This is a genomic window from Shewanella colwelliana ATCC 39565 (assembly GCF_000518705.1).
Lineage (GTDB): Bacteria > Pseudomonadota > Gammaproteobacteria > Enterobacterales > Shewanellaceae > Shewanella > Shewanella colwelliana.
The window spans coordinates 1-26,711 of sequence record NZ_JAEC01000006.1 but is presented as its reverse complement, the minus strand read 5'-3'; the positions used below and the strand labels follow the sequence as shown (position 1 = coordinate 26,711).

Here is a 26,711-nt window from a genome sequence, read left to right as displayed (position 1 = left end):
CAGCTTCATAAAAGCCCTAACCGCCAGCGGTTAGGGCTTTTTACTGTCTGCGGCTATAACGCAACTTTTTCATACTTTGTCCAAGTGATCAGGTTACCAAGTAACGGCACCACCCAAACAGCCGTCTCCTTATCTGTGTAGATACGGTAATAAAACAGCTCTTCATCACGAATATTATGCTTACGGATCTCTCGATAAAAATGCATCGCCGAGTCGCTAACAACATCCGGTTTTATCAAATCCTTTTGTTGCACTTTGACATGGAATACATCGACGTCAAGTTCACCAATCTGCTGTCGGTATTGCTCAAATATACCTCGTACCTGATACTTGATTGGCGTGGTCATACAGTCTTGATCGGTAATGCAGGCGCTAGAGTAAAACTTACCGCTTAACGGTTTTTCATACACCATAGAGATACTCATATCTGCCCGTACCAGCAATTCATTAGCCACGGGGAAGTAGATATCGCCATGATAATGATGCTCGACTAAGTCGGCACTGTCTGACGCAGTAGCAGGGATAAGTATTCGATTAAAACGAATTCTATTTTCCATCAACTCACTCAACGCCATAAATTGTTGCATGTCTAGCCCTGCCGGGGCGAGGTCCGTGGCGGTAAGATTAATAATGTGCTCACCAACACAATTACCTGCAGCATCTGGTGGACAAGTGGCAACCGAATAGTGGTTGCCATCAGTCAGCGCAAAGCCATTGAATGCATCCATGCCGACGATCTTGTTTGTCTCAGGAGCAATATGCTTTTGCCACATAGAAGGATGTAAACTTTGCTCATCACGAGGATAGATAAGCGTCAACGGCCGCGTCGTGCCACCAATATTTAGGTCGATACTCTTATCCGCTTGCCAATGTCCCGTCTGCTTCATCACTTGATGATAGTCACTACCATACCAAAGCGTTGCTATGATACCAAGCAACACTAAAATGCCGCCGATTTTGACCATCAATGACACATCAATCAATGCATCTTTTATTGATTCAGCATCATTAACCGCCAGCATGGTCACATGGGATTTTGCCGACACATGCAGCTGGTAACCGCGTCTGGCAATAGTCTTCAATTGAATTTCAGGGTAGGGTTCGAGCTTTCTACGCAGCGTACTGATGCACTGTGTTAGCGACGTTGCAGCCACCACGCGGTCTGGCCATCCAACCTGTAATAACAAGTCTTTATCGCAAATAGCGTCTGGCATGGTCAACAAATGTGCCAAAATCGCCGATTCTGAAAAGGTTAAATGAACCGTCTCACTACAGGTACGGTCGAAAAGCTGTTGCGCTTCATCATCGAACTCCAGATATGGAGTAACTTTAACCACCTTACACCTCTGTCATTTCTATATGCATACATTAGAAATATCTTGTTATTATCATTGAAGATTTTAGTTATTACCTGCACAACTTACTGTGATAACTTACTCAATTTGCTCCTCATCAAACAGAGAAAAGTCAGAGAGTGTGAGGCATAGCGCAGATTTGTTACACAAAAGATCTGCCTGCGGGATGGACTGACTAAATCGCTTTACGTGCAAAGGCACGTTGGGATAACCATGCCAGCAACACGACCCAAATCGATAACAACATATATAGCAGACCACTGCTCAAACTCGATTTAGTCAGCAAGGCCACACCGCCAAACTGTGTGCCCGTTGAAAAAAGGTTAATGGCACGGTAAATATCGGTAGGGTTAAGCAACATCATGGCATTAACGATTACTTGCGCCGTGCTCCCCAGATCGGCAACAAGCAGCGCCAGCAAAATCAGGTCATAAATTAACACTAAACTAAACCAGATCGACAACAGGCTGCCCACCGCTTTAGCCTTCTCACTCGACCTTACGCTAACCAGATAACTGATAAGAATAAAAGTGACGGCAAGCAAGCTACTGCTTAAAATAAATTGTCCGAACGCACTCAAGGTCTTCCCCCAAAGATAGCCATCACCAAAGCCTAATAAAATAGCGGCGCTAAGACCGAAACTGATGGTAATAGCAGTGACCATGATTGCACTATGGGCAACAAATTTACCCATGAAAATCTGTCGCTTAGTCAATGGGTAACTCAGCAACAGTAGCATGGTGCCCGCTTCCTCCTCCCCGACAAACGCATCATAGCTAAGTAAAATTGCCGCAAGGGGAATAATGAATACAGATACTGTCGACAAGCTAGTGATCACACTGGCTAGCGCAGGAAACGATAACGTGCCTGATACTGCGCTCCCTGCAAAGGTGACACTGAGCGCTAATAACATAAAAATGGCAAAGATAACCGTAACCCAGCGATTACGTAAACTGTCTTTGATCTCTTTAGCGGCAATAATCATTACAGGGCCACGCCATACTGTAAGCTCATGGGGTAACATTGTTCAGACTCCAATTGGATGAATATGAGATCGATGATGTGAAACTGAGGCCTTGTTCATTACAAGACTGCATCTGTGTCATTTTTTCGTTATAAATGTCTGCCAAACATGGATTTTTTATATCAAAGTCAAAAATTCCACATTCGCGAGTAAGGTATTGAATGAGCCATGCTCGCTGGCTGATAGAGCAGCGTAAATCGCCTTGATGATAAAACTCAGCTAAAGGAGCATGCTTGGACACCACGCTCTCTATGGCGTTAAATGTTATCTGAACACCTAGCTCGCTCTGCGCTAGCAACTGCGCGAGTGAGCCAAAGGCTAAGCACCTGCCACGACCGAGCATCATGGCAACATCCAAATGGGGCTCCACTAGATTCAGCTCGTGGGTGCAGATAATGACCGCACATCCTTGATCCCGTAATTGATTTACCTTGCTATAGAGAAACTGCGATGCCTGCGGGTCTAAACCAACGGTCGGCTCGTCGAGCAGTAGCAGTTTGGGTTGGGCAATAATGGCTTGGGCAAAACCCAATCGCTGCTTCATCCCTTTCGAGTAACTTTTTACGGGCTTATGCTGCGCATAACCTAGGCCGAACTCCTCAATCAATTGGCTCACTCGTGTTGAACGCTCGCCTTTGAGTGCCGCAAAATAACTGAGCACTTCATGACCCGTGAGCTTATCGTAAAAATTAATATTTTCTGGCAAGTAGCCAATTGAGGTGGGTCGTTCACCGCACTGTAACCTTTGCCCAAGCACCTCAACCTGGCCTTGCGCTGGAGAGATCAAGCCCAATATCATCTTCATCAGGGTCGACTTACCCGCTCCATTATGGCCTAGCAAGGCGAGTGTTGTGCCTCGTGCTAATACCAGCTCTACATCATGTAACACTCGCTGCTCGGCAAAATGATGGCTCACCCCAGCTAGTCGCACCGCCGGCTCTAGTTCGCTCATTGTGAAGCCTCCAAAAATGATTGACGATTCATCAACGGATAACTGTCCATCACCCCTGTTAAATTATTGAGTTGTAAGCGACTATCCACCCACTTAAGTAACTTCACCACCGGGCTTTCCATTAAGAAACTCGCCTCGGGATAGAGCCAAAATAATCGGTCTAAGCGGTCATTAGGAAGGTAAATACTGTCTCCGACTGCATCACCATTAAGATCCCAGCCGCGATAGTCACTCCAGAAATTACCATGCTGATGCAGGCTCCACTCTACCTGCTGCTCACCGACATAACGCACTTGAGTGCTGTTATCGATAAATTGGTTTTGATAAACCTGATTACCTTCACCACCCAACGCCATCGCGATACCTATGTCATTAGCGGCAATGTAGTTGCCATAGATTTGATTGTCGCGAGCCCCATAGATGAAAAGCCCCTTACCTTGGGCAAAGAGATCGCCAAGTGCTGCATCGGGCGCACTGACCAACTCAATTTGATTACCATGAATTCGTGCATTGTTGGTCATGTTGAGCAGCACTCCAAACTCACGCGCTTGTGATACTCGGTTATACCCTAAGTTTATTGCCTCGGCATTCATCAGCGCGTACCCCCCATCAAGGTGAGAAGCACGATTATCCATCGCCTCATCGTCTTGGGTATACATGTAGTGAATACCATATTGCTGCTCGGTAAAGGTATTGCCGTAGACTTGGCTGCCGCTGCCCGACTCTAAATAAACCCCATCACGCACATGATGAATCTGGTTATCGCTGATCAGCGGCTTATCGACTCGCAATAGATGGATACCATCCCCCCTATCAAGCTTACCGAGCCTCGCATCGCCACGGATATAATTATCCCGCACCAGCAGATCTTTTAGCTGATAGGTATAGATACCAAAACCAGGTCCCGTTAAGTGATTATTGAGTAAGCGCACGCTGTCGCTGGCCTCACTTAAGAGAAACGCCGCGTCTTTCTGATACAGGTCTGGGCCCCAATTACGCACAGTTAAACCACTCACCACGACACCCGCAGCCATAATCTTAACGGCTGTACCCTGCCCTTGTGCATCGATCACTGCGCCAGGTTGCGCAGCTAAATGCAGCCGTTTATCTATAACAAAATGCCCAGAGTAGAGCCCGGCTTGTAGCTCAATGGTGCTACCAGCTTCTGCCTGAGCCAACTGCAAAGTCAACTCACTAGCACTGCTCACACTATGGTAAGTGCCATGAAAGTCGTTGCCGATTGAATTGAGACTGCCACGACTAACATCCTGACTTAAGGTTTGGTCGTCGCCATAGGCCTGCAAGCCTGGCCAGCAAAGCAGTAATAACACCACCAAAAGAGGTAAGCTGCTTGACCATGACATCGGCTTCATCGCACTTTACTCGCCAGACAACAGCGGCAAAGTGATTTGATCATAGTCGAGTACCGCCCCACCAAACTCCTTGGCAAAAGCCTCAGCGTCACTGCGGGTTGAGAAGGGGGCCACAGCACTGCCCATTACCGCTTTACGGCTGGTACCATAGACATACCAAGCTTTGGTGGCATCGATAAAGTGCACATCTTCAGGGTGTTCCCAATCTGTCTTACCCATGTCATGAACATAGAGGTGTTTCACCTGACGCTGGTTTTCTGGCTGAAGCGCAAACATAAACATGTCGCGAGTTGAACAAAAACTTGGGCTAATGCTATTGCTGTTGAGCGCAATAACCCCCTTAGGTCCGGGATATTTTTTGACCATCATGCCACACATATGGCAGCGATCATGATCGCCAATGGTAACGGCTTGAATCTCATTCACCTCAGGCTCTGCTGCACCGCAGCCTGACATCAAAAATACAACAGAAAGTATTAAAACTAAGGTTCTCATTAAAGCTCCAAATGTCGCAGTATCCCCTCTCAATCACATATTAAAGAGAGGGGATAAGAGTGATTAAATCGCGAAGTTTTGCCCTGCATAGAGGATAAACATACGCAAACACATCATGCCGCTCACGGCACAAAGACCTGACAAGTAAAATGCCTTTGCCGAATGGCTAAACTGTTTACCCGTAGCGAAGTTGAGCAGCAGTGGCCCACCAAAACCCAGACCAACAACGCCCAGCCAAAACACCATAGACCAAGTGCCAGAATGAAAGGCTTCAAAGGCGCTTTGCGCCCCCGCATTACCTGTCATCAATGACATAATGATCATGAACAGGAATAGCGCCTCAGCGAGCATAATTGGCCACTCTGCACCATGTAAGATCTTCATATCTTGGCTGTGTAGATCTTCCTTAAACATGCCAACTGCAAGCATCTTGGCTGCCGCAGCCCCCGCCGACAATCCTGATGCCACAAACAAAGCTGGCAATACCGATGTATTGATGATCGGAAAGCGGATCAATGCAGAGATGAGAAAGCCGGTATAGGCACACACCGACAGCGCCAATACCAGCACTAACATCTCGCTGGGACGACGGACACCACGCAGCTTATCGATAATCGGCAGCAGTGGATGTAGCAGAGGTATTCGCTTAATCTCATCTTCCAATGCAAATAGTGCAATTAACGCCACCAAAGGAATGTAAGCCGACAGTGCTATTACCCCAACCGACATCACTGAGTTAAGGTTGTAGTAAACCAATATTCGCCAGAAAAATAGCGGGTTGGTTAAATCCAGCACCAAGCACAACATCCCTAGTGCAATAGTGATAAATGAGACCAATGCCGAAGCTTTAAGAAATGGCGTATTAACCGTCTGTTTTTTGTAAAAACGGATAAACAGTGCCACCGACAACGCGCCACCAGAGATCCCAGCAAAAAATAGATAAACGGCAATCGGCCAAGGCCATGCGATGCCATCCGACAGGCCCATGGAGAATTCAAGTGTTCCATCCATCTCTTATACCCCCAACTTCACTACAGGAATGTAGCGTAAACTTGGCTCGGTGCCGAAATGAGCCTTTATGCGAACGGCGTCTTTAACCGCCAGCAGACGGCTCACGTAGGAATTGGGATCATTCAGATCACCAAAGATCAGCGCATCATAACGACACTGCTGGACACAGGCTGGTAGTTCGCCTTTTGCCAATTTACTGTGCAGGCAAAAGTCGCAATTGTCGGCAACGTCTGTTTCCTTATTGATATAGCGTGCATCATAAGGACAAGCTGCTATGCAGTATTTACACCCTGCGCACTTGCTAGCATCCATGGTCACAATACCTGTCTCTGGGTCGCGGTGAGCCGCCCCCGTTGGACAAACCGTGACACATGGTGCGTTCTGACACTGCTGACAAGAAACACGCACATACTTACGCTGACAATCACAACTGCTCTTGCCACAATGCGGACAAACCTGCCCCTCAACGCCACCCGATTGCTGCTCAAGTAGCATACGAGACTTACCTTCGGGTAGGTTATTGGCCTTATTACAGGCCTCTTTACATTCACCACAACCCACACATTTATTTTGATCAAACACCATCCCATAGCGCGGTTTATTGCTATCGGTGGTCTCCTCTTTGACCGAAGTGCACCCTAAGGGCGCTAGTATCAAAGAGCCGGCTCCCAAACATTTAAGGAACCTCCGTCTCTCTATATTTTCACTCACAGCATCCTCCATCTGTCAGCACAGGGCTGACCTATTTAAGCTTTTCGATTTTTGGTGACTCTTTTACTCAGATGCAGTCACGGTACGGTTAGCTTGGCTCTGCTCAGCTTTTAAAATCGCACGGTTTATTGATGCTCGGTTTACGTTTGGGTTGTTGCTATCCAACAACTGCTGCCAATAAGCGATTGCTTGCTGAAATTCCTTATTCAGATAAGCATGGGTCGCCATTAACAGCAGAGATTGAATTTCATTTGGGTCGATCGCAAGGGCTTGAGATAGGATGATTGACACCTCTAAGCTCATGTCTCGACCATCACGGTAATAGAGTGCATTAGCCTTCATGCCAAGCACTTCAGCGTCGGACTCTATCGCCAATAATTTATCTAAGGTTTCAACCGATTGGGCATATAAGCCCCCTTCGGCGTAGGCATGCGCAAGCTTAAGCAGCGCTATCTTGTCATGGGGTGTTTCGCTGACTGCCTTGGCATTTTTGTTAATATCGGCGGCGATAAGGTAGTCGATGTTTTCATCGACATAACCTTTATCCCAATCGGCGAAACGACCAATTTGAACATAAACAGTAAGGGTTACCAGCAGCAGAGTAAGCGTTATCATCGTTGGTATTAACCACATCAACTTAGCAGGGGTCAGTGATGGTGTTGCAACACTAGTGTCATTGGGGTTTACGGCACGGAGATGAAGTAACCATAAAGGAGCGATGAAACTCAATAGGATGACGACTATGGCAATGACAAGACTATTCATAACAATACTCTACTGCTGGTGACCAAACTTAGTGACCCATTCCCATCATGCCGCCCATCCCCATACCGCTCAGTCCCATACCATGAGAATTAGCGCCAGGCTCTTCAACTTTAAGCAGCTCTACATCAAAAATAAGGGTGGAACTTGGCGGAATAATGCCAACCTGCTCTTTGCCGTAAGCCAGTTCAGCAGGGATAGTTAAGCGAAACTTTGACCCTTCAGGCATCAGTGCGATCCCCTCTTTCCAACCGTCAATCACCGACATAAGGGCGAAACGGTTAGGTTCATTTCGCTCATAAGAGTCATCAAACACAGTGCCGTCGACGAGTTGACCTTTGTAATGAACCGTAACCACGTTGGATTCAAGCGGCTTGACCCCTTCTCCCAGCTCAAGCACCTCATATTGCAATCCCGTGCTGGTTACCGTTACCGCCGAATTGGTTTTATTGTTTGCCAAGTAAGCAGCACCTTCAGCTAAGTTCTTAACCGAGATCGCCTCAATTCGCGCATCTTTGGCTGCATTAAGCAGCTCTACACGTGCATTCAGGTGAGTTAAAATCTCTTCGTCAGACATCTTGCCTTTGCCTTTTAGTGCATCGATAACGCCCTCAACCACAATATCCACGTTGACCTCGGCGCCTAGCTCAACCTGGCTGTAAATTTTTCCAGAAATGTAGTGACCCACAGATGCGCCCAAGGCATAGGATGCATCATCCACTTGTTGACGTGTTTCACTGGCTGATACCACAAAAGATAGGCCACATAACACCGCAAAAGTTGTTGTCGATAATGCTGTTTTAGCGAACATTTTCATAAAGTTTCTCTCTAAATTTAATTGCTCAAATGACAGATAAATCACTCAATATTGTTATTATGGTTTTTCTGTGGGTCGGCCCGATAATCGCCAACCATAGATACCGTCGTGCATCTGCATGACATTGGTGTATCCCAGTTTTATCACCTCATGGGCGGCTATTTCACTGGCATTACAAAGCCGATTAGCACAATAGAACACCATGACGGTGTCTTTGGCCTCGGGAAGTAGCTCTTTCCAGTTACTGACGTTGAAAAAAATTGCACCGGGTATAAAGCCCTCCGCCCATAGTTCTAGGGTATTCACATCAAAAAAAAGCACTCCGGGCTGCGCTAACAACGCCTCGCCTTGGGTTAGGCTGATGGTTTGTAGCGTATGCTCATACTGGTGGGCAGGTGCCATTTCAGAGCCGCCACCAGCTTGGCAAGTGAAGCTAGTGATGCCCAACATGCCAGCCAAGGTTATTGCAGCAAGTTGTTTCATTGGATTTCTCCTGAATACCCCGACACCTTTATTCGTTACACAAAAGTGCCGAGGTAGATTGGTTACGCCACTTAGTTAGCTTTAGCTGTATAGCCGCTACCATCTAAGATTTTTTGCGCCTGCGTGACATAAGTCAGTGCGGCATCAAGACGTTTCTGGCTGTAACGGAAGCCATGAACCCCCCAAGAACCATCAGCCTTGATCAGATCCACCGTTTCCTGTGCCTTCTCGGCAAGCATCAGTACTTGAGTCTTGTCTTCAGTAGATAGCTTAGTGACTTCCAATAGCTGGTCGATACGCTCTAGTGCTTGCTCAACTTCAGTAAACACCTGTTTGATCGGCTTTTGCCACTTCATCACTTCACCGTAGATCTCCATCTGATCCTTGTAGTGAAGACCGGTTTCTAGCTCGGATTGGAACTGGCTATGACAACCTTTATTGTCAACCACATCGTGATCCGAGATGGCGGTACGGGCACAAGACCACATTAAATCAAGGTAAGTGCGACCCTCTTCGTTCTTAGCAACCGTCCAACCTTTACCCGCCTTAGGCCCTTGTGTACGCGGCTCACCTTCTGGTGGGTTAAGGGTTTTACGGGTCGGATCAACATCAATTTTCCACATGTGCGACTTACGCACAGCGTCGAAACCGGCTTGATCAGGGAACTGCATCGCCTTGAAGTTTTCACAGCTACCCATGTTAGGCATGTGACAGCTTTGGCAAGTTTGGTTGCTATGAGTATCGGTATTACTCGCAATCAAGGTTTGCGCTTCATGACAGTCAGTACACTGTTTCTTCAGCTTTGGCTTAGTAAACTCTGTCATCCATGAACCATCAGTCACCTCATGAGGATCATGACAAGTGGTACAACGCATCCCTTTTTCATAGTGCGCAGAGCCATACATTTGCGAGCCCTCGGTACCACAAGATGGGCATAACGACTTCATCTTCACACCAAAGGCAAGCTCAGGTTTCTCTTTCGCTGCATCGGTTTCAGCCATAACAGGATCGTATTGGAAACGTTGGTGACAACGTTCGCAATTTGACTGCATGCCACCTGTACCGCCATCTAAGTGGCCACCAGCGCCATGACACTCTTCACACGCGATACCACGGCTGATGGTGTGCTCTTGCAGTTTCTTGGGATCACCTAGCGCATCAAAAAACTCTTGCTTGTTCTTAAAATCAAACTTGAATGTATGGCACACTTCACAGTAAGAGCTGGCAGGTTGGAACAACATCTCTTTACGATACTTAGCACCATAAGAACTCATACCGCGTTGGTGAGAACCAGACGCGCCAAAGTCTTCTAACGTCAGTGGAAACTCAGGAATAACGGCATTAATTTTTTTCGATACTTCAGGGGTTAACCATTCGGCCCAACCACGGGAGAACTGGTTTGCACCTGCGACCATTTTACCAGTGCCATCTTTGAGCAAACCACCTTCAATGTGGTAGCTGCCGCGCACTAACCACGCATCGATAAAGCCATACTTGGTACGGGGTGTCCCCACCGTTGCATAGATAGCATCAGGGGTAATACCATCTGGTAAAATAGAGGTACCTTCAGTGCTATACATGGTTTTTTCTAGGTCGTTATCGACCTCTGGATGTTCGCCAGGGAAGCGAATCGTTTTTGCATGACGTGAGCGTTTCCACTTCTCATATTGCGTCGCATGACACTCAGCACACTTTTCTGGTCCAACAAAATTATTGGGGTAATCAAGAATAGATTTAGCACCTAAACGATACTGAACCGCTCTTGGAGCGCCAGCATTTTTACTGTACTCGGGGCTATGGCCAGTATCTAAATACTCTTCACCACGGTCACTGATGTGGTAATCACCCACTAAGTTTCCCGCTTCTTGATACTTAAACATTGGATGGTTTTCGAATAAGAAATCGAATAACTCAGCCTCTTGAACAATATAATCTTGCAGTGTTTTTACACCACTAACTTTTTCTGTTCCTTGGTAGTTGGCTATCGCTTCTTTAGCGGTTTTGCCCATTTCTGGTACGCTGTTATATTTACCACCAGCAGCGTTAACATTAGCAATGGCACCGAAACAAAATAGCACGCTTAGAGCTACCTTGTGTTTCCATCGTCTCATCATTCACTCCTAAATATTATTTTGGTTTTATATTTATTGACCAATGAATAACTGCTCATCCATTACGCAGCCATCTATTGGATTTAGTAAACCTAATCGTTAACCGAACGACTGATACAACTGAGCAAGTTCAGTATTCTCCATATAAAACCGAGTAAAAACATGACCTAGCGCACACCACTAAAGGGATTAGATCTCAACAAAGGTAAAAATTAAAAGTACCAACAATTACATAAACTTACAGAGCTATATATTTAAGTTTTAATAATTAAATTGGCATTTTTTAGATCTAAAAAAAGCTAATGGATTGGTTTTACTTTTTAAAAATTGACAAAGAAAACTATCGATATTTTTTACCTGATGTCGCTCACAGAATAGCGCTGACCAATAGCTTACTGTCACGTAACAAGACAGATACTCAGGTGCTAACTTGACTGAAAAGGTCATCATAATATTCGAGTGTTAAAGTAGACATAACATTAGGTAATGAAACCATGGCTGCAGAGATTGGATTAATACTACTTATTATTGCCAGCGTAATATCTCTATTACTTGCAATAACACCTTTTATTGCCGTTAGAAAAAATAGCAGTTATTTAAAAAGTTACACTTCGTTATTTGTTCACCTTAATACCACTGCATTATTGGCGGCGATAATTACTCTTGGTGTGTTATTTGTTGGTAATGATTTCTCTGTCGCATACGTGGCCAACAACTCCAACACCCAACTAGCGACACTCTACAAAATCGCCGCAGTGTGGGGTGGCCATGAAGGCTCAATGTTGTTTTGGATTGTCGCTATCGCTATTTGGAATAGCTGCATCACATTAAACACCCGCAAGAGTGACAATTTTCATCAATACCTCTGCGCCATACTCGCCATGCTGATATTGGGGTTTCTACTGTTTTTGCTGTTTACCTCTAACCCTTTTGCGCGTTTGCTACCAGAAATCCCTGTTGAAGGGCGCGACCTCAATCCTATACTGCAGGACATTGGTTTGATTCTGCATCCTCCAGCGCTATTCATCGGCTATGTTGGTCTAAGCGTCTGTTTTGCTGGAGCAATGGCTGCTTTGCTCGAGAGTCGAGACAAAATACAACAACACTGCAAGCAGTTAAGACCCTGGGCGATTATCGCTTGGATCGCACTGACAGGTGGTAATGCCTTCGGCTCATGGTGGGCGTATAACGAATTAGGCTGGGGCGGGTGGTGGTTTTGGGATCCTGTTGAGAACGCCTCATTTATTCCCTGGCTCGTTGCAACCGCTATGGTGCATGCGTTAATTTTGAGCGAGAAACGCAACGCTTTTCATGCATCCAGCCTATTTATCTGTCTGCTGGGCTTTGCACTCTGCCTTTTAGGAACATTTTTGGTGCGCTCAGGGGTGGTTCAGTCAGTGCATGCCTTTGCGGCTGACCCAACCCGTGGCACGTCGATTTTAATCCTGTTGATGGTATTTGTCGGTTGTGGTTTGGCGCTATTTGCTTATCGAGCACCCGGATTAATAAGTTCCGCCAAGGTGACGCTAGGGGGTAAAACCGTCGCATTGCAGCTGGGCAATTTCTTACTATTAGCCACAGCGTTATCTATTTTACTCGGTACCTGCTATCCCTTACTTTATGAGGTGCTTACTGGCGCAACCATCTCTGTTGGTGCCCCTTACTTCAATAGTATCTTTATTCCGCTACTGTTACTTATTGTATTACTAATGGGGGCGGCTCCGCTGCTTAGCTGGCACACCAGTTCGCACAAGGCGATAAAAAAGTTGGCCATTTACGCCTTAGGAGTATTGGCTGTGGCTATTGTCACCACTATCGGACTTTATCAACAGCTAGACTTGTACCTTATTAGTGGGGTTTTCTGCATCATTTGGCTGCCGCTATGCCTAATAAAAAGTGTCACTGAGCGGCAAAAACGTCGCGCTAAGTCAGCGCATCATGATCAGACTCGCTTTGTTGGTATGTTTATCGCCCACATGGGCGTTGCCCTATCCATTTTCGGCGCCACGACTGTCTCCTATTTAGAACAGGAGGAGCTGCTGCGAATGGGACCAGGCCAAGGCAAAACCTTAGCGGGTTATACTTTTATTTATGAAGCAACCGAAACGGTTGAATATCCAAGCTATAGCGCACTGCAGGCAAAAATAGCGGTTAAAGACAGTCGAGATAGACTGATCACCTACATTTACCCTCAACGCCAAACTTTCAACACTAACGCCATGGAGATCTCTGCAGCTGGGATCCATCGTAGCCTATTTGGCGATATCTATATCTCTATGGGAACCCAGCTCAGTGAACAGGAGTATCTGGTTCGCATTAGCGACAAACCTATGGTGAGCTGGATCTGGATTGGCGCACTACTCATGATGTTTGCGGGATTGATGGTGTTATGGCAACGCAGGTTAGTTGTTCACTCAGGCAAGTATTGGCAGCCGTACTCATTTATCAGTGCAACGGGAGGCCAACCATGAAGATAATAACATTACGCCTTGCGCTGCTCTTGCTTAGCGCAACACTGATTTCAACGTCAATTTGGGCGGCAGAGTCCTCTGTCATGCATTACACCCAGACAGAGATTAAAACCATAGGCTTATCGATAGCTAAAACGTTACGCTGCCCTATGTCGACCAATCAAAATTTACTCGACTCCCAAGCCCCCATCGCTAACGAACTAAAAGCTGAGATATTTCTTCAGCTTGAACAGGGACGCAGCGAAGCACAGATCATCGACTTTATGGTGCAACGTTACGGTGAAAAGATACGTTATATGCCCAACTTAGCGCCCGGCACAATGGTGCTATTCTTGTTTCCTTTATTCTTAGTCGCGTTGATTGCTGCGTGGGCTTTATGGCTCCGGCGCAGCAACACGCAAACCCAACAACCGCCTTCATTGGATACACATCATGATTAAACCTTTTGCAAGGCTCTTTGGCCTATCACTGTTACTTTTAAGTGCGCAAAGCTTCGCCTCAATGCCAAATGAGAAGGTCTACGCCACAGGCGATAGTCTGGCCAAGCCGATGATCATGTCTAGGTTTGTAGAGATGAGTTACGCCCGCAAAGTCACCGAGGTCCCCTTTCAAAACCTCCAAGGCGATACTGTAAAACTTAGTGACTACAGAGGAAAGTTAGTACTCATTAACTTGTGGGCTACTTGGTGCGCGCCCTGTATTAAAGAGATCCCTATGATGGATAAGATACGTCGTGACAACCAAGACAAAAACCTGGTGGTGCTGCCGCTGTCTATCGATGCAGAGTATGACAAAGTCGCCGCATTTTTAGCGCGTCATCAACAGCCAAATTATCCAACGCTTATCGACCCACAACAGCAGGTGGAGAAGATGCTACCTGCCGATGTGGTACCTGCCACATACGTATTTGACGGCGAGGGCAACTTGGTCGGCTTTCTTCGCGGCTACTTAGATTGGGGCGACATAGCGATCCAAGCCTACCTAGAAGGACTCACTCAAAAGTACGCGACACCACAGCATCTTTAATAACAAATTTAAGCAATACCCTGCAAACCCGTCCTCATTAGCCAAGGCTAGCGATGACCATTACCCTTTTTATTGCTCCCGTCCGGCAGCGCGCCACCTCTTTAGCCGGACGGACTTTTTTCAATAATGCGTTGACCATTTATCGGTACCCTGCCGATGACCCTCTGAGTGAAGGCTACCTGAATAGTTGGTGAAGCTTGGTGAAAGCTGTTGCGAAACGGTGAAAGAGCAGTAAAGTGAAACCCTATGGACACAAAGGATACCTTTGGGTATTACAACAATAGCGATAAGAGACAATGCTTAGGGATGACAGCATCAATTACCAATATCAGTTTGCCAACTTAACTCTAAATACCCAACTCGGCACTGTGATCAATACTCAAGGGGAAGAGGTACAGTTGCCCCACTTGAGTTATCAACTACTATGCACCTTGTGTGAGGCGGCACCTGCGATTGTCAGTCAGCAAAGTCTAATTGAAAAAGTGTGGCCCAATAATGTAGTGGGCGACGAAACCTTAAAGCAGCGTATCAAGTTATTAAGAAAATCGCTCAACGATAATGCTAGTGCCCCAACTTATATCGAAGCGATACGAGGCCGCGGCTATCGAATTCTGCCCTCAGTAGACGTCACACCATTGCATAGCAGTAACCCATCAGTAGCACTTAATCTGGCAACCGATGGCCATTTGCCTTTAAGACAAGGAGAAAACTACCCCACCTATTGGAAGCTTACTTCGCTGGTTTTATTTACCTGCCTACTGCTTTTTAGCTGCATAGCCATTTTGGTGTCATCTAATCACCACCTCTCTCAGCCAAATCAAGATTCTTTAGTCGATGTGATGGCTAATAGTTTAGATAATGAGCTTTATCAGAAAGGACTTGAGTATTATCACCGATATCGACAAGAGGATAATCGCCTTGCCATCGATCTATTTTTGGCCGCGATTGAACGCGACCCCAATATGGCGCGCGCCTATGCCGGGCTGTCAGACGCCTATAGCCAAGGGGTATTTCAATTTAATGCCCCGAGCCACTGGCAACAGCTGGCTATTGACGCGGCATATAAGTCGATCGCATTAGCGCCAAACCTCGCCCAAGGGTATAAGTCATTAGGTTTAGCCTATTACAACCGCGGTTGGCTTACAAAAGCAGTAAACGCCAATCTAAAAGCACTGCAAAAGACGCCCAATTACAGTGAGGCCATGTCAAACCTTAGCTTTATTTATCGTGAGCTTGGCCAGCTAAAACAGTCGCTAAATTGGGCCAATAAAGCATTAAAAGCCAACCCAAAAAACAGCGTTAGTATGGTACATAAAGCACAAACCTTAACGGCATTAGGTCAATACTCACAAGCCAGAAATACCTTAGATAGAGCCCTATTACTTCAGCCCGATTCACTCCTCGCCAAAGAGGCTCTTGGCCACTGGTATCTGCATCAGGGGGAATTTACCCAAGCGTGGCAATACTATCAGGCCCTTAATAACCAATATCCAGAGCAACTGATGTTTCTAGAGCGTTTAGCCCAAAGCGCGTTATACCTTGATAAGAGATCGCAAACCCTCTCTATCGCCGCACAGTTAATCGCGAGCGATGATAGCAACATGCAGGAGCAAGGGCTGTTATTGCAGTACCTCGCGAGCGACAACAGCTTGAATCCCTCTCAATTAAACAAGAGCCAATTAAGCAACAGCCGCCAGCTGATTCAGCTCTATCAACAACGCCTGTCAAAGGGCTCAGATAGACCGAGTGATAGCTACACGCTGGCGTTAATTTACAGCAAGATGGGGAAAGAGGAGCAAGCTTATCGATATCTGATCCAAGCGATTAATCAGGGTTGGCTGGCCAGCACCCTGATTGAGCGACATCCAATATTTGCTCCCCTAAAACAGCAAGCAAGCTTGATGCAACTGATTGGCGAAATTGAAACGCAACTGACGTTACAACAGTTGCGCTAATCTCACTCCGCTTAAGTTTTACGCCAACGCTTCCTCGGTAGGGGCTGGTGCTAAGCGCTCAATCTTAAAATCAAAACGCGCATACGCCGCGCTGATCAATGGGCACACTAAATTGAAGAAGGCATAAGGTAGGTAAGCAATGGTCGCTACCCCCAGTGTACTGGCCATATATGCGCCACAGGTATTCCATGGTACCAATGGGCTAGTAATGGTTGCCGAATCTTCAAGCGCGCGACTGAGGTTAACAGGTGCTAACCCATGTTTCTCATACTCAACTTTGAGCATTCGGCCAGGTAACAAAATCGCGATAAACTGATCGCCAGTGATCAAGTTTGCACCAATACAACTGACCAAGGTGGTCATGATAAGGCTGCCACTTGACGTGACGAGCTTTAGCACACCTTGCAGCAGACGTTTGAGTAATCCGGTTTTCTCCATCACACCACCAAATGCCATGGCGCATAAAATTAACCATACAGTATTGACCATACTGCTCATGCCGCCTCGGCTCAGTAGGCTGTCGAGCACTTCGTCACCCGTGTTGGCAGTGTAACCATCAAACATCGCCACCCACACCCCTTTAATTAGGGCAACGAGCGTTGGCAAACTGTCATCATTGACGAACTTAATGACACCATCAAATTGAAATAATACTGCACAAATAGCGCCCGCTAATGTGCCTAAAATTACCGTAGGAAAAGCGGGCAGCTTTTTGTAGGCAAGTACCAGTACGACCAATAGCGGCAACAACAGGTGCAACCCAGGATTATAGGTCTGTTCAATCAACGCCATTGTAGTGGCCAAATTACTCACACCTTCACCGGACTCGGTACTAAACCCGAGAATTAAAAAGCCAATGAGGGCGATAATAATGCTCGGCGTAGTGGTCCATACCATATGGCGAATATGAGCAAATAGTTCACTGCCCGCAACAGCGGGAGCTAAGTTAGTGGTGTCAGACATAGGAGACATTTTGTCACCAAAATAAGCCCCACTAATGATGGCTCCAGCCGTGATCTCTGTGCTCAGCCCCATCGCGGCGGCGACACCAATTAAGGCAATACCTAATGTCCCGGCGACAGTCCAAGAACTACCAATACTCAAGGCCACGACCGCACAAAGCAGACAGCTTGCAGCATAGAAGTAGTCTGGGTTTAAAATTTTCATGCCGTAAAAAATCATCGTCGGCACAGTACCTGCTAATATCCAGGTGCCGATTAATGAGCCCACAGAAAATAGAATCAACAAGGCACCAGTTGAGAGTGATACACTCTTAACAATACCCGCCTCCATCTCCTTCCAGCTGTAGCCGTTTTTAACCCCAACCACTAATGCAATACAGGCCGCCATGATGAGCGCAATTTGGTTTGCGCCGTAGGAGCTGTCAGATGAAAACAGGTACACCGACGTCGTCAACATACAGACTAAGGCTATGATGGGGATCAGCGCATCTAATAGCGTTGGGGTTTTGTGGGTCACTGCCGAGCTCGGTTTAGTGTCTGCGCCATCACTATTTGGTGGCTGCTGATGAGAGGTCATGTGATCATCCTTTTTATAATTTTTATTATTCCTATGCTGGTCGAGTTGTTGAATCTTCGTTCAATCACTCCTCGCCCGCTCGCAGGCACATTGCGGCCGGACATCTTTACACAAAATTAACAACCCCGTCTAGGTATCGACTACAACCATAGCGACTAAGCGGACGACCTCCTCATTGCAATCGGACTAAAAATGCACTCAATCCGATTTAATCTAACTACTTATGCAGCAATTTTTAATAATCGCTAAACAAAAATTAAATCAAATAATTCATCAAAGCTAGAAGAATAGCGGTGTTAACGGGCTGCGCCTTTCAATTACGTGGCCAGTAAATTAGAATTGCGGGTTATTATTATTTTAGCTGCCAAGGCCACAATAGATGAAGCTCACCGCACTCGACCAGCCACTTTACGACCATTTATATCGTGATATTCACCAGTTCCGCTCCACCTTTGACCTGCCAATTGAAGACGAAACTACGCTGGATGAAAAAGCTGATACGCTGCACACATCACTCGCTATCGAAGAGCTTACTGAATTGGCTGAAGCCGATAGCCGTGTTGAGCAAGCCGATGCCATTGTGGACTCTGTTTATGTATTGATGGGGCGCCTAGTTCACCTAGGCGCTACAGGAGTCAACGACCGCATAGAAATCAGCTATGTTATCGACCTGCTATTACATGTGGCAAAAAACCGTGATATCGACTTTGTTAGCTGCTGGGATGAGGTTCACTCGAGCAATATGAGCAAAGTGTGCCGCAACGAACAAGAACTAGAAGAAACCATCGCTCATTATGCTAAGCAAGGCGTTGAGATTGTGGGTAGCCAAAAAGGTGATTTCATTATTGCCAAATGCGCCAAAGATGTTGAGATGGCAGGTAAAGTGGTACGCCAAGGTAAAGTACTAAAATCGGTATATTATCGACCAGCCAATATAGACAAGTTAGTTAAAGCTTAAGTAGCCAACCGAATAATGTTTAGTAATAAGCACCTTTTCAGGTGCTTTTTTTATCGACAAGCGCTTGAGTACTATCGCGAAGTTATTAATTTGCTGTTAATTTGTAAGCTATATCGCCATATACGCTGCAAACTTGCAGACATCTGTGATCAATCCAAGGGATTACTTGCCTAGGTAGTGATCCAGTTAACAGCTCTTCAAAGCCCCTCTATTACCCATTAACTTAAGATGGTTGAATGGAGTGAGTAATAAAGCAGATTACTGCTCTAGTCATTTTCTATTGCTCTGAGGTACTATCATGACCAACAACATCAAAGCGTTGCTTGCCACCACCGCGCTTTTTTTTAGCACGCAGGCACTTGCCAATAGCGGTTGTGCTTTTGACGAAAAACAAGAAGGCTTCATCGCCACTTGTAGTGAGGAGAAACAGGAAGTGATTTTAACAGGCCAAGTCGCGTCACAAACGTTGGTAACTGAACTTGAAGAGTTCACTCATGGCTATAAAGAGTATCAAGTCGATACAGCAGCCATCACCCCATTAAAAGGGATTAAAGAGCCTACTGAGATTGTCGTGATCATCGGTACCTGGTGCCCTGATTGCCACCGTGAAACCCCGCGCTTTATTCGCATTATGGAAGAGGTCAACAATCCTAATATCAAGGTGACCTATATCGGTGTGGATCGTAAGAAACAAGACCCTGAAGGGCTTGCCGCACAATATGAATTCACCCGTATCCCAACATTTATCGTGATGCAAAAAGGTGAAGAGGTTGGCCGTATTATTGAGCGTCCGGAAACTTCACTAGAAATCGACTTAGCTAAAATCTTAAACTAATCAGTATCAAGATTTATCACATAAAAAAGGCCGTTTCTGCGGCCTTTTTAGTTTTCTAATCAGCTAAATAATCTTAGAAAGTTTGTGTGTATGACACCCAGTATGAACGACCGATAATGTCATAAATGCTTCCGTTGTATCCACCGTACGCATCAAACCTTGGATCTTCATCAGTAAGGTTGTTGATACCTGCAGAAACAGTGCTACGCCATGGCGTCGCATAAGAATAGCTTAGGGTATGATAGATGACTGAATCAATCTCGTAGCGAGAACCGTCATCATTAGTATCGGTAGTTGACTGATGATCCACATAATCTGCTTGATAGTACACACTATGATCACCTAGCAAGTAGTTTGCAGTGAAGTTAACACGGTCATCTGGATAATCTTGAGTACCGCTCCAGTTACGTGAAATCGTCTGCACACCAGCTTCTGGACTAGAGTCGGTATATTTTAGGTAATGAGACCAAGCAAGACCTAACTTAAACTCTCCCACTTCTGAATCAAACGTTGCTGCAAACTTAGTATCGATACCTTGGCGCTCACTCAAACCAATGTTTTGTAATACATTGGTCATCGCAGTTAACTTACCTGCACCATTTTGCGATATTGATGTCCCAGGATAAATGGCACTCACATCTTGACGCGGTTGACCTGCATCATCAGCAGCCTTCCACAACTCGGCTTGAGTTCGGGTTATCTCGCTGTTATTCAACGACCCAATTAATCCCGTTGTTTCAAGTGACCAATAATCCATGGTCATATTGAAGTTGTCAGTAATATCCCACACCATGCCGAAGTTATAGCTTTCAGACTCTTCCGGACCTAAGTTCTCGTTGCGTTCAATAGAAACAGGCACGTTATCAACGATGCTACAACCATCAATACCTAAACCGTCTTCATAGCACTTAAGGTAGTTAGTGACATTGTTATAGCCAACACTTGTCGACTGATTAAGATCTTCTAAAGTCGGTGCTCTAAAGCCTGTTCCCCACGAAGCTCTTAATAACAAGGGCTCTAACACATTGTATCGTACCGAGACTTGCGGATTAAAAGTACCACCAAAGTCAGAGTAATCATCGTAACGTGCAGCAAGGTTAACCTCTAAGTTGTCAAGAATTGGGAAAGTCATTTCCATAAACACAGCTTTCACATCACGATCACCACTACCACCAGCACCACCACTGCCGCCTGCAATCAGACCAGCTTCATCTAGCGCATCAACTTGAGAGTCTAACTCCTCTTCACGGTAAGAGGCGCCCACATATAAACCTGTTGAGCCACCAGCGAGTTCAAATAGTTCAAAGCTCAAACCACCATCAATCTCTAAAGCACTGCTGGTTAACCGCGCATCAGAGTTAGCCGTTGCACCACCAGGCATTTCAGAATTAGGATCACGTGGGTCCCAACCCTCGAACGCATTAGTATCATCATTCCATGCGCCAACGAGATCGGTTGTTGCACCGATCAACTGGTAACCCGTTCCCCATTTGAATACGTCATATTTGTTATATGACACAGAGGCGTTCCAATCGAAACTGTCGGTCGTGCCGTCAAGCCCGACGAGAAAGTCATAAATGTTGTCTGTACTTTCGCGCACACGATTACCCGCCGTGTCGAAACGGTACAACATAGCACCACCTTCTGGTACGGCACGCAAATCTAACCCCTCTGCAGTGGTATAGGCAGGCATAGCTTGTGGAAACACTATGTAGCCAGGGATAGGCGCTGACACATCAGTAGTCTTGTTTGATGCCCAGTAAGCGCGAGCTGTTAACTGGATATCATCACTTAATTCATAACTGTAGTTAATAAGGGTTGAGGTGCGCTCCTGATCAACATCATTGTAAGCAGCCTTTGTATAGTCGTACGCACAAGATGTTTCACCAGCATAGTTACTGTCATTGAGTGGGCCAGTAAAATTGTCACCATAGACATCTTTACAGTCTAAACCTGCATTGGTAAATGGCGTTTGGTACTCCCAACCACCATTGGGCCCCATATCGATAGTACGGCCAGTTTGACTTAAGCCAATCCAGCTTCTGAAATCACTCGGATCTTCACCATCTTTGACATGCGCTGCGGTATAGGGGCGATCAGCAAACAATATGCCTGACTTTTTAAAATGCTCAATCGTGAACATTAAGTTGCCCTTATCAGAGCTCAACCCACCAGTAAATGAAGCAGAATGATTATCTCCGCCACCGTCAGCATCTGGCTCCTCTGCACGCAATTTAACTTCAACACCTTCAAAGTCTTTCTTTAAGATAATGTTGATCACACCGGCTATCGCATCGGTACCGTAAATCGCTGATGCCCCATCGGATAGAATCTCGATGCGTTCAACAGCCGCTGTAGGGATGGTATTAATGTTGGTGGCACCACCACCTAAAACAGGTGACTTAGCCATACGCTTACCGTTAAGTAAGGTGAGAGTGTGGCTAGCATCGGCGCCTTTTAGCTGAATCGTCGCTTGAGACGACCAGCTGTTGTTCGATGTGCCGCCGTAAGAGCCAAACGAGTTCAATGTCGATGCGCGTAGTGCGTCACCTACTGTAGAAAAACCAGCGGTAGCCATATCGTCTGCAGTAATGGTCGTGACAGGGTTTGCACCTTCCATATCGACACGTTTTAGGCGTGAGCCAGTCACTTCAATACGTTCAACATTTTTGTCTGTATCAGCTTCAACCGCATGCGCAGGCATAGACAATGCAGCGACACCACCACAAGCCAAACTCACTAGTTTAGCTATCTTATTAAACTTCATGCTTCCGTTCTCCCAAATCTTTTTTTATAGGTTTATTGCTTCAGTGGCGCGGCAATTATTTACAGCGACATTACGAGGCGGCAACACTTGTATCACATATTGTATTTTGTATGCAATATACCAATGATGAGTAAAAGAATGTAAAACCATAAAAAACGATTAATAAGTCAGTGATCAAGAGGTTTGAAAATGAATATAATTTAAACAGCTAATTATTATAGAAAATACTGTCACGCGACTAAGACTGGTGAATAAAAAGTCATTTTGATAAGTTTTACGTCAAAATGTAAATTTAGTGAGTAAATGTAAAAGAAGGTGGTAGTTAGGCGTAAAAAGAGGGATGGCGTATCGCAATAAGTAAGGTGCTAGCTCTTCTCTTCTTAATCGTTAGACCAGCAATGAAGTCTGCTATGTACAATATAAAACACTAACCGTATGTATACATAAAAATCCAGACTGCACCTTGGCTTTAAAGACTTAATAAGAATACTCGCAAGCATTAGGTTTTGCTATTGCGCCATTTACATCAATCATTAAGCGTTTAAATTCTAAATAAAAAAGGGGCCAAAAGGCCCCTTTATCTCATGTCATAATGTTTAAAACTCGTAGCGAGCAACTAGCGAGAAATATCGCTCAGTTTGACGATCGGTTGTCATACCGTAATCGGGATTCAACTCTAAACCATTGGCGGTATCAGCGTATCTGGCGCGCTCTTCGTTAATATTAGTTGCAGTATCAGAATTAAGTACATTGTAAACAGTACCTTTGACACTAAACCCACCACCAAGTAACTCAGTCTTATACATCAAAGACATATCTACATTGGTCACCCAAGGTAAATTACCCGCGGTACCACGAGGAGCGGGATTTCCGTTCTCATCATAGTGCGAGGCTTGATCGTAATAACGACTGATACAATCTTCCCATGGATTACCTGGTGCACAGCTATCTACGCTATCAGGGTGTTGAGAGAACATACTCTGCGGACGTCCCGAGGTAGTTCTGGCTACTAGACCGAAAATAAGATCATCAGTAATCTTGTAGGCACCACTGATCTTAATCGAATGACGATGGTCGTTAGGGAGGTCACCATTAGAATGATCCATCAGATCACCATAGTCATAAGAAGTTGTCCAGCCTGGATCTGCCTGATTGTTATCAGTCTTAACCAATCCCTCAGTGTTACCGTAGCTGTGTGACCATGTGTATGAACTATTAATCGTTAAATCATCAGTCACGTTGCCATCTAATGTGAACTCCATAGCAAGGTACTTACGCTCAGCCTTTGGCAACATCAGCTCTTCGGCAGACAGGGTAACATCGTCAACTTGTCCATCACCGTCAAAGTCATAAGACATTTGAATCGCTTCACCCGGGTTATTCAGCACATAATAAGAACCTTGACCCACGTTATCGTCAATGCCTAACTCTTGTAACTTCTTCGCTAACACAGGGCCCACATCAGTATCTTCTACGCTACGACCTAAATCGCGATATACAAAACGTACACCACCACTCATGGTATCAAACAACTCTTGCTGGTAACCAACTGTAAACTCATCTGAATACATTGGTTTTAAATTCGCTGACGCAATCAGTCCAGGCTCTGTGATACCACGTTGGCGCCAATATCTATCGCGTAACATTGCACCGCGACTTGGCGAACCATCAGCTTCCAATATTGGCTGGCCATTGGCGTCAACTTGATCTAGCTCTGAATACTCAAACCATTCAATAGATGATGAGCCTTGAGTAATGTTCATGTTGGCGGAGACAGGTTGGAAATAACGTCCGTAAGTCGCAAACACCTTAGCGCTACCGTCACCAAACACGTCATAAATAGCCTGTAAACGTGGGGCAATTTGATTGTCTATAGACACATATTCGCGTCCATCGGATACGGTATTATCAAAACCACTATAACGTAGGCCTAGATTAAGCACGAGCTGGTCCGTTACCTGCCATGAGTCATTCGCATAAAAAGCAAGTGATGTTACTTCTGAATCGGTGTAACGGGTTCGAATACGACGTTCGATAAAGTCAGTACCCACTGGCGCTCCAGAACGATCATCTACGCCCGCAGTTTTAACTGACCACCAACCTTCCGCATCGCCAACACCATTCTGACCAGAGCTGAAATCTACTGTCACCTTAGTGTAGTCAACACCAAACTGAATAGAATGAGACTCTAAATCCCAGTTAAAATCGATACGGGCTTGGTCGCGAATGTATTCTTCTTCTGATACCGAAGAGTTGGTATGAGTACTAAGATATGAACCATTGCGGTAGTCATAAACACTTGGATTGGTCGACGCGACCACATTTTCAACGTTTTCAGATGTTCTACCAACAACCGCAGAGACCGAGAAATCATCAGAAAAATAGCCGTTATAGTTCAAGCTATACATTTGCCCGCCATCTTCACCAGGCGCTGCAACGCCTTCTTACTCACCGACGATGTTCGTCTCCCAGTCGTAAGCATAGTTAGTGTTGGTCCAAGTACGTTTGTTGTTCATCGCTGACAAACCAAATGAATGATCTGAATTAATAAACCAATCGACCTTGGCAAACCAACGGTCTTCCTCTCTTTCTCTATTGGTCTTTACGGTTGAGCCGGCCCAATCTTGATCTTCACGACGAGGCGCAAATAAACCGTAGAAGAACAGCTTATCTTCTACAATCGCACCGCTAGCCCATAATTGAAGTTCTTTAAAATCGTAACTATCTTGAGCGGTGTTAGTTTGAATAACGCCTTCGCTGTTGAAGAGCGAATCATGGCTTGAACGCGTTGATGATGGATCCCAACGAACTTCAGTACCAAAACTAAATTCATTCTCACCAGATTTAGAAACCGCGTTAACGATACCACCAAGCGCTCCACCAAACTCAGGGCTCACCCCACCAGTCTGAACTTGTGTTTGAGAAATAGCTTCCCAAGGTAGGCGTATAGAGCCAAGACCAGTACGAATACTCGTTACATTCATACCGTTAAAATAATAACCATTTTCAGCCGCTGACGCCCCACCAAAACTCGAAGCACCTTTGAAATTTGAGCCTCCAGGTGCAGAAGTACCAGGGGCAAGTAATGCGATACTTTCGAAACCAGTATTAACTGGCATCGACTGTAAATCACTTTGAGTAAAGGTCACCCCAGATGTAGATGAAGCCATGTCCACGCGACGAATCATACTGCCGGTAACAGCAATGCGCTCAATATTGTCCTCGCCTTGCGTGGCGAGTTGGCCATCAAGAATAATCGATTGGCCGATAGTCACTTCAACATCATTCTGTTCAGACTGAATAAACCCGTCTTTACTAATCGTAATGTCGTACTTGCCAACGGGAACATTACGCAGAATGTACTCACCCTTGTCATTGGTTTGAACCGTGTAGACTAGACCTTTCGTTTTATGTTTAAGCGTTATCGTCGCATTCGCAATATTGCTTCCTGTGCTAGAGGCAACCTGCCCCTTGACGATACTACTTCCATCCACAGCCATTGCTGCAGGGGCAGACATTAGCAGCACCGAACCGACAGCAATAGCCGCCAATGTTTTCCGTGGCGTAAAGCGCCCGCGGGCATTACTTCCAGACATAAAAACCTCTCCCTTACCTAATTTGTTGTAATGCATCCGCGTAGAATTATTTTTGATTGATCGTAGGTACAGATTTTCGGATGCAACAAAACCATAACACATGATACTGTAGTGGTCAACTAAAATTGGCCACGATCTTAGAGTTTAACCAGAGCAGTCGTTCTGTAGTGGTCAACTAAAATTGGCCACGATCTTAGAGTTTAACCAGAACAGTCGTTCTGATTCATTGGGCGTCAGCCCGCCGTTATATTGATGTGGGCGAAGCTGACAGTAATATCCAATTATGTATCGTGTAATTTCGTGTTGAGCTTCAGTAAAATTACGATATCCAGTTGTCGCTATCCATTCAGTTTTCAGACTTCTAAAGAAGCGCTCCATAGGGCTATTATCCCAACAGTTTCCCCGTCGAGATAAGCTTTGCTTAATTTGAAAACGCCACAGTAATTGACGGTACTTCCGACTTGTATAGT

General features: G+C 45.6%; 20 protein-coding genes and 1 pseudogene. 6 read left to right on the top strand and 15 right to left on the bottom strand.

The features are described 5' to 3' along the window. Nucleotides 1–53: 53 nt before the first annotated feature. From L876_RS0103375 to L876_RS0103325, 11 genes are all read right to left on the bottom strand, one after another. A complete protein-coding gene (locus L876_RS0103375; RefSeq protein WP_028762504.1) occupies nucleotides 54–1,337 on the bottom strand; it encodes a winged helix-turn-helix domain-containing protein in 1,284 nt (427 codons plus the stop codon). Between the two features lie 193 nt (nucleotides 1,338–1,530). Further along, nucleotides 1,531–2,379 (bottom strand): ABC transporter permease, encoded by an 849-nt coding sequence (locus L876_RS0103370; RefSeq protein ID WP_028762503.1) that lies wholly within the window; start codon nucleotides 2,377–2,379, stop codon nucleotides 1,531–1,533. Continuing rightward, a complete protein-coding gene (locus L876_RS20990) occupies nucleotides 2,366–3,331 on the bottom strand; it encodes an ABC transporter ATP-binding protein (RefSeq protein ID WP_051412896.1) in 966 nt (321 codons plus the stop codon). The genes L876_RS0103370 and L876_RS20990 overlap by 14 nt, the downstream gene beginning before the upstream one ends. Beyond that, a complete protein-coding gene (gene nosD, locus L876_RS20985) occupies nucleotides 3,328–4,704 on the bottom strand; it encodes a nitrous oxide reductase family maturation protein NosD (protein ID WP_248674462.1) in 1,377 nt (458 codons plus the stop codon). The genes L876_RS20990 and nosD overlap by 4 nt, the downstream gene beginning before the upstream one ends. A 6-nt stretch (nucleotides 4,705–4,710) precedes the next feature. After that, nucleotides 4,711–5,199, bottom strand: coding sequence for a nitrous oxide reductase accessory protein NosL (locus L876_RS0103355; RefSeq protein ID WP_028762502.1), 489 nt, complete (start codon nucleotides 5,197–5,199; stop codon nucleotides 4,711–4,713). Nucleotides 5,200–5,262: 63 nt separating this feature from the next. After that, nucleotides 5,263–6,210 carry an NrfD/PsrC family molybdoenzyme membrane anchor subunit gene (gene nrfD / locus L876_RS0103350; RefSeq protein WP_028762501.1) on the bottom strand — a complete coding sequence of 316 codons (948 nt, stop codon included), beginning with the start codon at nucleotides 6,208–6,210 and terminating at the stop codon, nucleotides 5,263–5,265. A 3-nt stretch (nucleotides 6,211–6,213) separates the two neighbouring features. Then, nucleotides 6,214–6,921 carry a 4Fe-4S dicluster domain-containing protein gene (locus L876_RS0103345; protein WP_028762500.1) on the bottom strand — a complete coding sequence of 236 codons (708 nt, stop codon included), beginning with the start codon at nucleotides 6,919–6,921 and terminating at the stop codon, nucleotides 6,214–6,216. Nucleotides 6,922–6,984: 63 nt separating this feature from the next. Beyond that, a complete protein-coding gene (locus L876_RS0103340) occupies nucleotides 6,985–7,686 on the bottom strand; it encodes a tetratricopeptide repeat protein (RefSeq protein WP_028762499.1) in 702 nt (233 codons plus the stop codon). 28 nt (nucleotides 7,687–7,714) lie between these two features. After that, nucleotides 7,715–8,500, bottom strand: a complete 786-nt coding sequence (locus L876_RS0103335) for an FKBP-type peptidyl-prolyl cis-trans isomerase (protein ID WP_028762498.1) — start codon at nucleotides 8,498–8,500, stop codon at nucleotides 7,715–7,717. A gap of 57 nt (nucleotides 8,501–8,557) precedes the next feature. Then, nucleotides 8,558–8,983, bottom strand: a complete 426-nt coding sequence (locus L876_RS0103330) for a rhodanese-like domain-containing protein (RefSeq protein ID WP_028762497.1) — start codon at nucleotides 8,981–8,983, stop codon at nucleotides 8,558–8,560. A gap of 71 nt (nucleotides 8,984–9,054) precedes the next feature. Then, nucleotides 9,055–11,094 (bottom strand): cytochrome c3 family protein, encoded by a 2,040-nt coding sequence (locus tag L876_RS0103325; protein ID WP_028762496.1) that lies wholly within the window; start codon nucleotides 11,092–11,094, stop codon nucleotides 9,055–9,057. A gap of 494 nt (nucleotides 11,095–11,588) precedes the next feature. On the opposite strand from L876_RS0103325, the gene L876_RS0103320 reads away from it, so the two are divergent. The 4 genes from L876_RS0103320 to L876_RS0103305 all read left to right on the top strand — a co-directional run bounded on the left by L876_RS0103320 (nucleotide 11,589) and on the right by L876_RS0103305 (nucleotide 16,546). Beyond that, complete coding sequence (locus tag L876_RS0103320) at nucleotides 11,589–13,565, top strand: heme lyase CcmF/NrfE family subunit (RefSeq protein ID WP_028762495.1); 1,977 nt, start codon at nucleotides 11,589–11,591, stop codon at nucleotides 13,563–13,565. Beyond that, nucleotides 13,562–14,005, top strand: coding sequence for a cytochrome c-type biogenesis protein (locus L876_RS0103315; RefSeq protein ID WP_028762494.1), 444 nt, complete (start codon nucleotides 13,562–13,564; stop codon nucleotides 14,003–14,005). The genes L876_RS0103320 and L876_RS0103315 overlap by 4 nt, the downstream gene beginning before the upstream one ends. After that, nucleotides 13,998–14,591, top strand: coding sequence for a TlpA family protein disulfide reductase (locus L876_RS0103310; RefSeq protein WP_028762493.1), 594 nt, complete (start codon nucleotides 13,998–14,000; stop codon nucleotides 14,589–14,591). Before L876_RS0103315 ends, L876_RS0103310 begins: the two co-directional genes overlap by 8 nt. A gap of 296 nt (nucleotides 14,592–14,887) precedes the next feature. Then, on the top strand, nucleotides 14,888–16,546 hold the full coding sequence (locus L876_RS0103305; RefSeq protein WP_028762492.1) for a winged helix-turn-helix domain-containing protein: 1,659 nt from the start codon (nucleotides 14,888–14,890) through the stop codon (nucleotides 16,544–16,546). Between the two features lie 18 nt (nucleotides 16,547–16,564). Here L876_RS0103305 and nhaC read toward each other — a convergent pair whose 3' ends face one another. Beyond that, nucleotides 16,565–18,085 (bottom strand): Na+/H+ antiporter NhaC, encoded by a 1,521-nt coding sequence (gene nhaC, locus L876_RS0103300; RefSeq protein WP_028762491.1) that lies wholly within the window; start codon nucleotides 18,083–18,085, stop codon nucleotides 16,565–16,567. 379 nt (nucleotides 18,086–18,464) lie between these two features. Here nhaC and L876_RS0103295 point away from each other — a divergent pair, with 379 nt between their 5' ends. Together L876_RS0103295 and L876_RS0103290 are read left to right on the top strand one after the other, a co-directional pair. Beyond that, nucleotides 18,465–19,043 (top strand): nucleoside triphosphate pyrophosphohydrolase family protein, encoded by a 579-nt coding sequence (locus L876_RS0103295; RefSeq protein WP_028762490.1) that lies wholly within the window; start codon nucleotides 18,465–18,467, stop codon nucleotides 19,041–19,043. A 298-nt stretch (nucleotides 19,044–19,341) separates the two neighbouring features. Further along, the gene (locus tag L876_RS0103290) at nucleotides 19,342–19,878 is read left to right on the top strand and encodes a thioredoxin family protein (protein WP_028762489.1); all 537 of its coding nucleotides are present in this window, start codon (nucleotides 19,342–19,344) and stop codon (nucleotides 19,876–19,878) included. A gap of 73 nt (nucleotides 19,879–19,951) precedes the next feature. Here L876_RS0103290 and L876_RS0103285 read toward each other — a convergent pair whose 3' ends face one another. From L876_RS0103285 to L876_RS22380, 3 genes and pseudogenes are all read right to left on the bottom strand, one after another. After that, entirely contained in the window at nucleotides 19,952–22,645 is a 2,694-nt protein-coding gene (locus tag L876_RS0103285; RefSeq protein ID WP_028762488.1) for a TonB-dependent receptor domain-containing protein, read from the bottom strand. Nucleotides 22,646–23,241: 596 nt separating this feature from the next. Further along, nucleotides 23,242–26,241, bottom strand: a pseudogene (locus L876_RS20980) (TonB-dependent receptor). A gap of 171 nt (nucleotides 26,242–26,412) precedes the next feature. Continuing rightward, on the bottom strand, nucleotides 26,413–26,711 hold a 299-nt coding region (locus L876_RS22380; protein ID WP_156029368.1), incomplete at its 5' end, for an integrase core domain-containing protein.